Source organism: Pseudomonas sp. c313, from assembly GCF_055407145.1.
In genome coordinates, this window is sequence record NZ_JBUZRD010000010.1 from 48226 (window position 1) to 60216 (window position 11991).

The 11991-nt window shown below is 60.0% G+C and carries 9 protein-coding genes; 4 read left to right on the forward strand and 5 right to left on the reverse strand.

Annotated features, from left to right (window positions below; all coding sequences use genetic code 11):
• Nucleotides 1-56: 56 nt before the first annotated feature.
• Nucleotides 57-1841: an ABC transporter transmembrane domain-containing protein gene (locus ACZRKZ_RS22285; protein WP_463982759.1), complete on the reverse strand. Its 1785-nt coding sequence runs from the start codon at nucleotides 1839-1841 to the stop codon at nucleotides 57-59.
• Between the two features lie 245 nt (nucleotides 1842-2086).
• Here ACZRKZ_RS22285 and ACZRKZ_RS22290 point away from each other — a divergent pair, with 245 nt between their 5' ends.
• The gene (locus ACZRKZ_RS22290) at nucleotides 2087-2260 is read left to right on the forward strand and encodes a PA1571 family protein (RefSeq protein ID WP_463969954.1); all 174 of its coding nucleotides are present in this window, start codon (nucleotides 2087-2089) and stop codon (nucleotides 2258-2260) included.
• A 57-nt stretch (nucleotides 2261-2317) separates the two neighbouring features.
• On the opposite strand, the gene pdxB is transcribed toward ACZRKZ_RS22290, so the two are convergent.
• Nucleotides 2318-3460 carry a 4-phosphoerythronate dehydrogenase PdxB gene (gene pdxB / locus ACZRKZ_RS22295; RefSeq protein ID WP_463982760.1) on the reverse strand — a complete coding sequence of 381 codons (1143 nt, stop codon included), beginning with the start codon at nucleotides 3458-3460 and terminating at the stop codon, nucleotides 2318-2320.
• A gap of 143 nt (nucleotides 3461-3603) precedes the next feature.
• Between pdxB and ACZRKZ_RS22300 the strand changes: the two genes are divergently transcribed.
• Entirely contained in the window at nucleotides 3604-5004 is a 1401-nt protein-coding gene (locus tag ACZRKZ_RS22300; protein WP_463982761.1) for an MATE family efflux transporter, read from the forward strand.
• Here ACZRKZ_RS22300 and tusA read toward each other — a convergent pair.
• Both tusA and rlmM read right to left on the reverse strand, forming a co-directional pair.
• On the reverse strand, nucleotides 5001-5252 hold the full coding sequence (gene tusA / locus ACZRKZ_RS22305) for a sulfurtransferase TusA (protein ID WP_133101612.1): 252 nt from the start codon (nucleotides 5250-5252) through the stop codon (nucleotides 5001-5003). The two genes, ACZRKZ_RS22300 and tusA, sit on opposite strands and share 4 nt — an antisense overlap.
• Before the next feature lie 27 nt (nucleotides 5253-5279).
• A complete protein-coding gene (gene rlmM, locus ACZRKZ_RS22310) occupies nucleotides 5280-6353 on the reverse strand; it encodes a 23S rRNA (cytidine(2498)-2'-O)-methyltransferase RlmM (RefSeq protein ID WP_133101613.1) in 1074 nt (357 codons plus the stop codon).
• Between the two features lie 192 nt (nucleotides 6354-6545).
• Between rlmM and acnA the strand changes: the two genes are divergently transcribed.
• Together acnA and ACZRKZ_RS22320 are read left to right on the forward strand one after the other, a co-directional pair.
• The gene (gene acnA / locus ACZRKZ_RS22315; RefSeq protein WP_463982762.1) at nucleotides 6546-9287 is read left to right on the forward strand and encodes an aconitate hydratase AcnA; all 2742 of its coding nucleotides are present in this window, start codon (nucleotides 6546-6548) and stop codon (nucleotides 9285-9287) included.
• Nucleotides 9288-9587: 300 nt separating this feature from the next.
• Nucleotides 9588-11153 (forward strand): methyl-accepting chemotaxis protein, encoded by a 1566-nt coding sequence (locus ACZRKZ_RS22320; protein ID WP_463969949.1) that lies wholly within the window; start codon nucleotides 9588-9590, stop codon nucleotides 11151-11153.
• Between the two features lie 85 nt (nucleotides 11154-11238).
• On the opposite strand, the gene ACZRKZ_RS22325 is transcribed toward ACZRKZ_RS22320, so the two are convergent.
• Entirely contained in the window at nucleotides 11239-11931 is a 693-nt protein-coding gene (locus tag ACZRKZ_RS22325; protein ID WP_463982763.1) for an alpha/beta family hydrolase, read from the reverse strand.
• Nucleotides 11932-11991: the final 60 nt, after the last annotated feature.

Here is an 11991-nt window from a genome sequence, read left to right on the forward strand (position 1 = left end):
AGCTGAAATGAAAATGCCCGCATTGAGAGATGCGGGCATTTTTTATGGCCGACGATTTAACCTGTATGCGGCTCCCTGCCCCCATCACTGAACTGCAACGCCGCCAACCGCGCATACAGAGGGTTACTGGCAATTAATTGTTGATGCGTCCCCACCGCCACCAACTTGCCCTGATCCATCACCGCAATCCGGTCAGCGTTTTTCACGGTGGCCAGTCGATGAGCAATCACCAGCGTGGTACGACCCTGCATCAATTGAGGCAAAGCTTGCTGGATCAAGTGTTCGCTCTGGGCATCAAGGGCGCTGGTGGCTTCGTCCAGCAGCAGGATAGGCGCGTCCACCAGCAGCGCGCGGGCGATAGCCAGACGTTGGCGCTGGCCGCCGGAAAGGCCCATGCCGCCGTCGCCCAGATGAGTCTGGTAGCCATCAGGCATTTGCAGGATGAAGTCGTGGGCGTGGGCGATACGAGCAGCTTCTTCGACTTGGGCAAACGTGGCAGAGGGGTTGCCGTAGCGGATGTTTTCTTCGACGCTGCCGAAGAACAGCGCCGGGCTCTGGGAGACCAGGGCGAAGCAGCGGCGCAGGTCCAGCGGGTCCAGTTCGGTAAGGGGGTGGCCTTCCAGCAGAACGCGACCTTGTTGTGGATCGTAGAAGCGTAGCAGCAGGTCGAAGAGGGTTGATTTGCCGGCACCGGACGGTCCTACCAATGCCAGGGTTTCACCTGCATTGATGGTCAGATTCAGGCCATCGATGGCAAAGCGATCTGGACGTGACGGGTAGGAAAAGCTCAGGTCTTGCAACGCCAGGCTACCGCTTACCCGCTCAGGCAGTTTGACGGTGCCATTGGCGGGCGCCTGGATTTCATTGCTCGACTGCAACAACTCGGCAATACGCTCTGCCGCGCCGGCCGCCCGTTGCAGCTCGCCGATCACTTCGCTCAGGGTGCCGAAGGCGCTACCAACAATCAGGCTGTAAAACACAAAGGCCGCCAGCTCGCCGCCTGATATGCGCCCGGCGATCACGTCCATACCACCAACCCAGAGCATCACGCCCACGGCGCCCAGTACCAGCACGATCACCAGGGTGATGAGCCAGGCGCGCTGGACAATGCGCTTGCGCGCGGTATCGAAGGCCTCTTCCACGGTCACGGCGAAGCGCTGTTCGTCCTGGCGCTGGTGGTTGTAGGCCTGAACGGTTTTGATCTGCCCAAGGGTTTCCGACACGTAGCTGCCGACATCAGCGATGCGGTCCTGGCTCAACCGCGACAGGCTACGCACCCGGCGGCCGAAAATCAGAATCGGCGCCAGCACCAACGGCAGCGCCACCACCACGATGCTGGTGAGCTTGGGGTTGGTGATGAACAGCAGCACGATCCCACCGATCACCATTAAGGCATTGCGCAGGAACAGGGACAGCGACGAACCGATCACCGATTGCAGCAACGTGGTATCAGCGGTCAGGCGCGACTGGATTTCCGAGCTGCGATTGTTTTCATAGAAGCCTGGATGCAGGTAGATCAAGTGGTTGAACACCTGTCGGCGAATGTCCGCCACGCAACGCTCGCCGATCCATGACACCAGGTAGAAGCGGGCAAAGGTACCCACTGCCAGGCCCACTACCAGAATCATAAACAAGCCGATGGACTGGTTGAGCAAATGGGGCGATTGGGTCATGAACCCCTGGTCTACCAACAGGCGGATACCCTGCCCCATGGATAAGGTGATGCCAGCGGTGACAACCAGCGCCAGCAAGGCACCCAGTGCCTGCCATCGATAAGGCGCGATAAAGCGGCTGGCCAGGCGAATGGCGCGGCGTTGACGGGCTGAGAGCATGGAGAACATCACCTGATGGATACAGCCTCAAGCCTACACCGCAATTCAATGGAATTTGGCTAAATCACAATGAGTCAGGTTAATTATGCTCATCAACGATAGCTTCTAGAGGCTATCGGTCTAAAGTCCGGCTGGAAATCTGTAGCGGCTTCTGCTGGACTATGGACTCGAACCGCCGATCTTGTAAGGCGCTGTAACAGCTCGGTCATGCGGGGGTCTTAGAGTAGGTACACAACCTGATGAGGAGACAGGCCATGTCCTTGCAAAATAGCAGCGATACCAACATTGAAGTGATCCGCCAACCGCAGCATTTGCCTTGCTCGTATATCGACGCTCAAGGCCGCGAGGTGCAGATTACCGAAGACATGATCCAGGACGCTTGCCGAGAACTGGAACAAAAATTGGTCAAGCCTGCCGAGCAAGGCTGATACGCCCGCACCCTTTCAGAACCGGCCTATAGGGCCGGTTTTTTATGGCCGTGAATATCAGGAGAGCGTCGCACCGAGTGCCGTGACGATAGCATCCAACTGCGCCGACTCCCCGTTGATCCGCACCTTCAACCCATCAATCTCCCGACGCTCAGGATAGTGCTTGCGCAGCAGATCAAACGCTTTGCGCTGCTCTTCCACGGTTCCCACAAGGCTGCGACGGAAATCCGCGTCGTCGCGGCGCGGGTCGTAGACACTGCGGCACAACATGGCCAAGGCCCGGGTTGGATCGGTGCTGGCATTGAGGCTGACTTCAGCCAACCAAGGCTCAGGCAGCAAGTTGCTTAACTGAATGCTCGGTGCTTGCCCAAGATGTTTACAAAACGCGTGATAGATCTGGGCCGTGCCGCGCTGCTTGCCATCGAGGCTATAACCGGCAATGTGCGGAGTCGCCAACACACACAAGTCGGCCAGTTCGGCATCCACCTGTGGCTCGCCTTCCCAGACATCCAGCACCGCTTGCAGGTCTTCGCGCTCCAGCAGCACGTCCTTGAGGGCCGCGTTATCCACCACCGGACCACGGCTGGCATTGATCAGCCAAGTGCCGGTTTTGAGTTGGTTTAGACGCTGACGATCAAACAGGTGCCAAGTGGAGCCATTGCCGGACTTGCTCAGCGGCGTGTGCAGACTGATGACGTCGCACTGCTCGACAATCTGTTCCAGGCTGACGAAATCACCGTCTTCGGCGATTTGCCGTGGCGGGTCGCAGACCAGCACATTCCAGCCCAGGCCCTTGAGAACCTTGACCAGTCGCCCACCAACCTCACCTGCACCCACTACGCCGTAGGTGCGTTGAGCCAGATCCACTCCTTCGATCTCGGCCAAGGTCAGCAGGCTGCCCAGCACATAGTCGACCACGCCACGGGCATTGCAGCCCGGCGCGCTGGACCACTGGATGCCGGCCCGCTGGAAGTAGTCGAGGTCCAGGTGGTCGGTGCCAATGGTGCACGTCCCGACAAAGCGCACCGGCGTGCCTTGTAGCAACGCGCGGTTGACGTTAGTGACCGAACGCACCAACAGCACATCCGCTTGCTCAAGGGTGGCGCGGTCAATGGAACGGCCGGGCACCCGTCGGATCTCGCCAAACGCTTCGAAGAAGGCGTCGAGCAGCGGGATATTTTCGTCGGCAACAATCAGCATGGCAGGCTCCTTTCGCGGATCAGCAGTGTACAGGGGTGGGAAGGTAGACCGTTTACAAATCCACAACACAGGTTTTTTCCTGACCGATGCGTCAAGGCGTAGAATGCGCCGTCCTGCGCTCCCCCCCTTTCTGGACTACGTACGTGAACACTGCCGCTGATACCCCCGCCCTCACCCGTCCCGCCCGCGTGCGCCTGGAAGTGCGCAACCTGCTGGCCCTGGCCCTACCGATCATAATCGGGCAACTGGCGACTACCGCCATGGGCTTTGTCGATGCGGTAATGGCCGGGCGTGTCAGCTCAAGAGACCTGGCGGCGGTGGCCTTGGGCAACTCGATCTGGATTCCGGTGTACCTGCTGATGACCGGCACCCTGCTGGCCACCACGCCGAAGGTCGCCCAGCGCTTTGGCGCCGGCAATCACCGCGAGATCGGGCCGCTGGTGCGTCAGTCGCTGTGGCTGGCGCTGGTGGTCGGGATCACGGCACTGTTATTACTGATCAGCGCCGAGCCGATCCTGCATGCCATGAAGGTCGACCCCGAACTGATCACACCGAGCATGGGCTACCTGCACGGTATCGCCTCGGGCATGCCAGCGATTGCACTGTATTACGTGCTGCGCTGCTTCAGTGATGGCCTAGGACGAACGCGGCCGAGCATGGTCATGGGCCTGTGCGGGCTGGCGCTGAATATTCCACTGAACTATGTGTTCATCTACGGGCATTTCGGCGTACCGGCAATGGGCGGCATCGGTTGCGGCTGGGCCACGGCGATCGTGATGTGGGTGATGATGCTCGGCCTCGCCGCCTGGACGCGCTGGGCGCCGGTCTATCAGTCGAGCGAGTTGTTCAAGCGCTTCGATTGGCCGCAATGGGCGGTGATCAAGCGGGTACTGAACATCGGCTTGCCCATTGGCATTGCGATTTTTGCCGAATCGAGCATCTTCGCGGTGATCGCCCTGCTGATCGGCAGTCTCGGCGCCACAGTGGTGGCCGGGCACCAGATCGCCCTGAACTTCAGCTCCCTGGTGTTCATGATTCCCTACTCCCTGAGCATGGCTGTCACCGTACGGGTCGGCCAGGCCCTGGGCCGTGGCGAGCCTCGTGAAGCGCGCTTTGCCGCCGGCGTGGGGATGGGCACGGCACTGGCCTACGCCTGCGTGTCTTGCAGCCTGATGTTGCTGTTTCGCGAGCAGATCGCAACCATCTACACCTCGGACCCCATGGTGATCCAGATAGCAGCGATGCTGATTGTGTTTTCTGCGCTGTTCCAGTTTTCCGATGCGATCCAGGTCACGGCCGCCGGCGCCTTGCGCGGTTATCAGGACACACGGGTGACCATGATCCTGACCCTGTTCGCTTATTGGGCCGTAGGCCTGCCGGTGGGTTACGTGCTGGGGCTAACGGACTGGCTGGGCGAGGCCCGTGGTCCAAGCGGCTTGTGGCAAGGGCTGATCGTGGGGTTGAGCTGTGCCGCAGTGATGCTGGTGATCCGCCTGACACGCAGTGCGCGCAAGCGGATTCGTTTTGAGCAGGCCAGGGCTTAAACGGACTTCTTGCGAATCCAGTACAGGTAGGTGCCTGCCTGCTCCTGCTGGTCCACCAGTTCATGGTCGAGGAACACGCAGAACTTGGGGATATCGCGACGGGTCGAGGGATCGGTCGCGATGACCTTGAGCAAACCACCAGGCGCCAGGTCGCGGATGTGCTGGTGCAGCATCATTACCGGTTCCGGGCAGTGGAGGCCGGTGGCGTCGAGGATACCGTCGACGGCGGTGTCAAAAATGTCGCTCATCACTCACTCCTGAAACTGGCCGCCAGTTTACCGGGCCTTGGGTTTCTTCACATCCAACCGGCGCAAATGGCAGGTCACTTCTTCACGGTCGTGGTACAGCTGCTTGCAGCCGATCTCCACGCGAATGCCGCGTGCCTTGAAGCCTTCCTCGATGCGTTCAAGCAAGCGCTTCACTTCGGCATAACGCTGTTTCATCGGCAGCTTCAGGTTGACCACCGCTTCACGGCAATGCCCCTCGCCAATCCAGGTTTCCAGCAAGGCTGCGTTACGCGCCGGTTTCTCGACGATATCGCAGACCATCCAGTCCACCGGCTGCTTGGGCGTGTAGATGAAGCCGTCGGCCATCAAATGCTGCACCAGGCCGGTGTCCATCAGGCTTTCGGCCATAGGGCCGTTGTCGATGGCGGTCACCAGCATGCCGCGGTTGACCAGTTGCCAGGTCCAGCCGCCGGGCGCGGCGCCCAGGTCGACGCCGGTCATGTCGCTGTGCAGGCGCTCGTCCCACTGATCCCGGGGGATAAAGTGGTGCCAAGCCTCTTCCAGCTTCAAGGTCGAGCGGCTTGGCGCGTCCCGGGGAAACTTCAGGCGGGGAATACCCATGGGCCACATTGCCGAATTGTTCGACTCTGCCAACCCCATGAACACTTCACGGCCGCTCTTGAAGGTCAGCAGCAAACGCGGCTTGCTGGCGTCTTCCACCAGCTTGCCAGCGGCCATCAGCGCCTTGCGCAGGTGGCCTTCGAATTTTTTACAGAAGTTCGACAGTTCCTTGCCATCATTGGTATCGACCATCTCCAGCCACAGGCTGCCGCACAACGGGAAGCCTTGCATGTGAGCAAGGATTACGCTGATGCGATCGGTTTCTGGCAGGTCGATGAACACCCCGCGCGCCCACTGCCTTGGGAAGATCAGCTCGGCAAAGCGCTGGCCGTGCATCAGGCGCTTGGCGCCATCTTCTTCGGTGCAGACAAATTCGGCGCAGGCGCTGCCGGTCTTGGCCTTGGCGTAGCCCGAGACGTTCAGGCGCGCGGCGTGTTCCGAGATTTCGGAACAGACTTCGCCTTCAAATCCCGGCCGGCAGTGCATAAAAAGGGTGTTCATCAACTCTCCTGGATCACCGGCTTGCGCTATCGCAATGCCTGTCATGAAAACGCGCGCATGATAGCCGACTTCGGAACCTTGGACTTCTCAATAGAGTCCAGTAATTAGCCAGCTACTTAAAACAGGGCTAGGTTAGAAGCTCTGCCCGTCCCGTCAGGTCCGTAGCCGTGCGGACCATAAGGAGTCATTTCAATGTCATCTCTTGATAGCCTGAAAACCCTTAAAACCTTAAAGATCGACGACAAGACCTACCACTACTTCAGCCTGCCCGAAGCCGCCAAGAGCCTGGGTGATCTGGACAAGTTGCCTATGTCCCTCAAAGTGCTGCTGGAAAACCTGCTGCGCTGGGAGGATGGAAAAACCGTCACCGGGGCGGACCTCAAGGCCCTGGCCGCCTGGCTCAAGGAGCGCCGCTCCGACCGCGAGATTCAATACCGCCCGGCACGGGTACTGATGCAAGACTTCACCGGCGTACCCGCCGTGGTCGACCTGGCCGCCATGCGCGCCGCCGTGGCCAAGGCTGGCGGTGACCCGCAGCGCATCAACCCGCTGTCGCCGGTGGACCTGGTGATCGACCACTCAGTGATGGTCGACAAGTTTGGCAGTGCCAGCGCCTTTGAACAGAACGTCGACATTGAAATGCAGCGCAACGGCGAGCGCTATGCCTTCCTGCGCTGGGGCCAAAGTGCCTTCGACAACTTCAGGGTCGTCCCGCCGGGCACTGGCATTTGCCACCAGGTCAACCTGGAATACCTCGGCCGCACCGTATGGACCAAGGATGAGGACGGCCGCACCTACGCCTTCCCCGACACTCTGGTAGGCACCGACTCCCACACCACCATGATCAACGGCCTCGGCGTTTTGGGCTGGGGCGTGGGCGGTATCGAAGCGGAAGCGGCGATGCTCGGCCAGCCGGTGTCGATGCTGATCCCGGAAGTGATCGGTTTCAAATTAACCGGCAAGCTCAAGGAAGGCATCACCGCCACCGACCTGGTGCTGACGGTCACGCAAATGCTGCGCAAGAAAGGCGTAGTGGGTAAATTCGTCGAGTTCTATGGTGACGGCCTCGCCGACCTGCCACTGGCCGACCGTGCCACCATCGCCAACATGGCCCCGGAGTATGGCGCCACCTGTGGCTTCTTCCCGGTGGACGACGTGACCCTGGACTACTTGCGCCTGTCCGGTCGCCCCGCCGAAACCGTGAAACTGGTGGAGGCCTACAGCAAGGTCCAGGGCCTGTGGCGTATCGCCGGCCAGGAACCCGTGTTCACCGACAGCCTGGCCCTGGACATGGGCAGCGTCGAAGCCAGCCTCGCCGGGCCGAAACGCCCACAGGACAGGGTATCGCTACCTGATGTCGGCCAAGCCTTCAGCGACTTCCTCGACCTGCAATTCAAACCGACGAACAAGGAAGAAGGCCGCCTGGAAAGCGAAGGCGGCGGCGGTGTTGCCGTAGGCAATGCCGATATGATCGGTGAAACAGACTACGACTTCGAAGGCCAGACCTATCGCCTGAAAAACGGCGCGGTGGTGATCGCTGCGATTACCTCCTGCACCAACACCTCCAACCCCAGCGTGATGATGGCTGCCGGGCTGGTGGCGAAAAAGGCAGTCGAGAGAGGTCTCAAACGCAAACCGTGGGTGAAAAGTTCCCTGGCGCCAGGCTCCAAAGTGGTCACCGACTACTACAACGCTGCCGGCTTGACCCAGTACCTCGACAAACTGGGCTTTTCCTTGGTGGGCTACGGTTGCACCACCTGTATCGGCAACTCCGGGCCGTTGCCGGAACCGATTGAAAAAGCCATCCAGAAAGCCGACCTCACCGTGGCCTCGGTACTCTCGGGCAACCGTAACTTCGAAGGCCGGGTTCACCCGCTGGTAAAAACCAACTGGCTGGCCTCCCCGCCCTTAGTAGTTGCTTACGCCCTGGCCGGCAGCGTGCGGATTGACATCAGCAGTGAGCCGCTGGGTGAAGGCAAAGACGGCAAGCCGGTGTACCTGCGGGACATCTGGCCCAGTAGCCAGGAAATTGCCGATGCCGTGGCACAGGTCAGCACAAGCATGTTCCACAAGGAATACGCCGATGTGTTTGCCGGTGACGAACAATGGCAAGCTATTGAAGTGCCGCAAGCCGCGACTTACGTGTGGCAGAAGGACTCCACCTATATCCAGCATCCACCGTTCTTTGACAACATTGCCGGCCCGCTTCCGGTGATCAAGGACGTCCAGGGCGCCAACGTCCTGGCCTTGCTCGGGGACTCGGTGACCACTGACCACATCTCCCCCGCCGGTAATATCAAGACCGACAGCCCCGCCGGGGATTACCTGCGTGAGCAAGGCGTCGAGCCCAGGGACTTCAACTCCTACGGCTCCCGCCGGGGCAATCATGAAGTGATGATGCGCGGCACCTTCGCCAATATCCGCATCCGCAACGAAATGCTCGGCGGGGAGGAAGGCGGCAATACGATCTATATCCCTACCGGGGAGAAAATGCCGATCTACGATGCGGCCATGAAATACCAGGCCTCCAGCACGCCGTTGGTGGTCATCGCCGGTCAGGAATACGGCACTGGGTCGAGCCGCGACTGGGCAGCCAAGGGCACCAACCTGCTGGGGGTCAAAGCGGTGATTGCCGAGAGTTTCGAACGAATTCACCGTTCCAATCTGGTGGGCATGGGCGTGCTGCCGTTGCAGTTCAAGCTGGACCAGAACCGTAAGGCGCTAAAGCTGACCGGTAAGGAGAAGATCGACATTCTCGGGCTGACCAATGCCCAGATTGAGCCACGAATGAACCTGACGCTGGTCATTACCCGAGAAGATGGCAGCCGCGAGAAGGTCGACGTGCTGTGCCGGATCGACACCCTCAATGAAGTCGAGTACTTCAAGGCGGGCGGGATTCTGCACTATGTGTTGCGGCAGTTGATTGCCTCGTAACTGACACGCTCTATACACAACACCGCCTTTTTAGGCGGTGTTTTCACTTTTACCGTGAGTGGCGGTCGGTTCAAGCCTGGATAGCGCGGCGATTGCCACGCTTTTTGGCTTGAATCCGCTGTATTTCGGACTATTTGCCTATCCGATGCTTGCTGGCTGAACGCCACATCAGCACAAGAGAGCAGCCCGCACCAGCACCTGCGGGCTACGGTGTGATGGCGCGCTGATTATTGCAAAAACAAGTTAAATAAAACCCTGCGATGGTCGACAACCTGTCAAAGCCTTGTGGATTGAACAACCATGCGTAATAACCAGCCCGTTACCCACCGCGAACGTACCTTCCCCACTCAGCAACGGTTGATTTCCACCACCGATGCCAAAGGCGTGATCACGTACTGCAACGACGCGTTTGTCGAGATCAGTGGGTTTTCCCGGGACGAACTGATGCGTGCCCCGCACAATCTGGTTCGTCACCCGGATGTACCTGCGGCCGTTTTCGCCCATATGTGGTCCACACTCAAACAAGGCTTGCCGTGGATGGGCATCGTCAAGAACCGCTGCAAGACCGGCGATCACTATTGGGTCAACGCTTATGTGACACCGGTCTTCGACGGCAATCAGGTGATCGGCTACGAGTCGGTGCGGGTCAAGCCCTCCGCCGAGCAGATCCGCCGGGCCGAAGCGCTTTACCAGCGCATCAACCAGGGTAAGTCGGCCATCCCGAGCAGTGACAAATGGCTGCCGGTGCTGCAGGACTGGCTGCCGTTTATCCTGGTCAGCCAGTTGAGCTTTCTGATCGGAATCTGGTTCGACTCCCACTGGGGCTTCGCCCTGGCAGCCGCGCTTTCCGTACCTCTAGGCCTGATGGGCCTGTCCTGGCAACAGCGCGGCCTCAAGCGTTTGCTGCGCCTAACCGAGCAAACCACCTCCGACCCGCTGATCGCGCAGATGTACACCGACAGCCGTGGTGCCCAGGCGCGCCTGGAGATGTCGATCCTCAGCCAGGAAGCACGGTTGAAGACCTGCCTTACCCGCTTGCAGGACACCGCCGAACACCTCAACGAGCAGGCGCGCAAGTCCAATACACTGGCTCATAACAGTTCCAGCGGCCTGGAGCGCCAGCGGGTGGAGACTGAACAAGTCGCCACCGCCGTCAATCAAATGGCCGCGACGACTCAGGAAGTCGCCAGCCATGTGCAGCGCACCGCCGATGCGACCCAGGAAGCCAATCGCCTGACCGGGCGTGGTCGCGATATCGCCGGGGAAACCCGCGAAGCCATTCAGCGCCTGTCGGTGGCAGTCGGGGAAACCGGGCTGACCGTGACCCAACTGGCCAAGGACAGCGACGAAATCGGCGGCGTGGTCGATGTGATCAAGGGCATTGCCGACCAGACCAACCTGCTGGCGTTGAACGCAGCCATCGAAGCGGCCCGTGCCGGCGAGATGGGGCGTGGCTTTGCCGTGGTGGCGGATGAAGTGCGCCAACTGGCCCAGCGTACCAGCGAGTCCACCGGGCAGATCCATGCCCTGATCGCCAAACTGCAGCAGACCGCCAGCACCGCCGTACAGACCATGTCTGCTGGGCATCGCCAGGCCGAAGAAGGCGTGGCGAAGGTGATGGAGGCCGATCAGGCGTTGGTGGGTATCAGCGAAGCAGTGGCCAATATCACCGACATGACCACCCAGATCGCCGCCGCTACCGAAGAGCAAAGCGCCGTGGCCGAAGAGATCAGCCGCAACATCAGCACCATTGCGCTGTTGGCGGATCAGACTTCGGAGCAGGCTTTGAACTCGGCCCAGTTGAGTGAAGAGCTGACGCATACCGCCAATACTCAGTACTCGCTGGTAGAGCGGTTTAACCGCTAGACCGCTATCGCAGGCAAGGCAGCTCCCACATTTGACTGGATTCACAAATCAAAATGTGGGAGCCGGGCTTGCCCGCGATGGGCCCCTAAGTGCCACCAAGAAAACTTGAGACCTTCACCGCCGCCGCCTCCAGATGCTGCTCATGACTGAATCCCGAAGCCTTCAACGGCTTCAAGTCATGATCCCCCGCCACCAGCCACATCACCTCGATGCTCGGCGATAGCTCATATCCTTCCACTGCCTGGCGATTACCCAGCGCATCACGCTCGCCCTGGACAATCAAGGTGTGCGCTTTTAACCCAGCCAAATGCTCAATCCGAGGCTTTTGTGGCTTGCCTACCGCATAAAACGGATAGCCTAAACACACCAGCCCATCAGCCCCCACTTCATCTGCCAGCAAACTGGCCATCCGCCCGCCCATGGACTTGCCGCCGATGGCCAGGCGCCCAGTGACATGTTGTCGCACCAGGGCATATACCTCACGCCAGGACTCCAGCAGTTTTGGGGCCGGGTTGGGCGGGCGCTTGCCGCCATCCAGGCGCCGTTGGGCCATGTAGGGAAACTCGAAGCGCAACACGTTGATGCCACGGCCGGAAAGGCGCGCAGCCATATCGCTCATGAAGCTGCTATCCATCGGCGCGCCGGCGCCGTGGGCAAAAATCAGCGTCACCGGATCGCCAGAAACCGCGCCTGAGGCAACATCCCATAACCAGCCATGTTCACGCACACAGTGCGCCCATTGATCCTCGTCAATACCGGCCTTGTGTTCTTTACCCATGCTTACCTCGCTTTTTAGTCTGCCTATAACTACAGCCGAAGTGTCGCACCTGCTTCGATT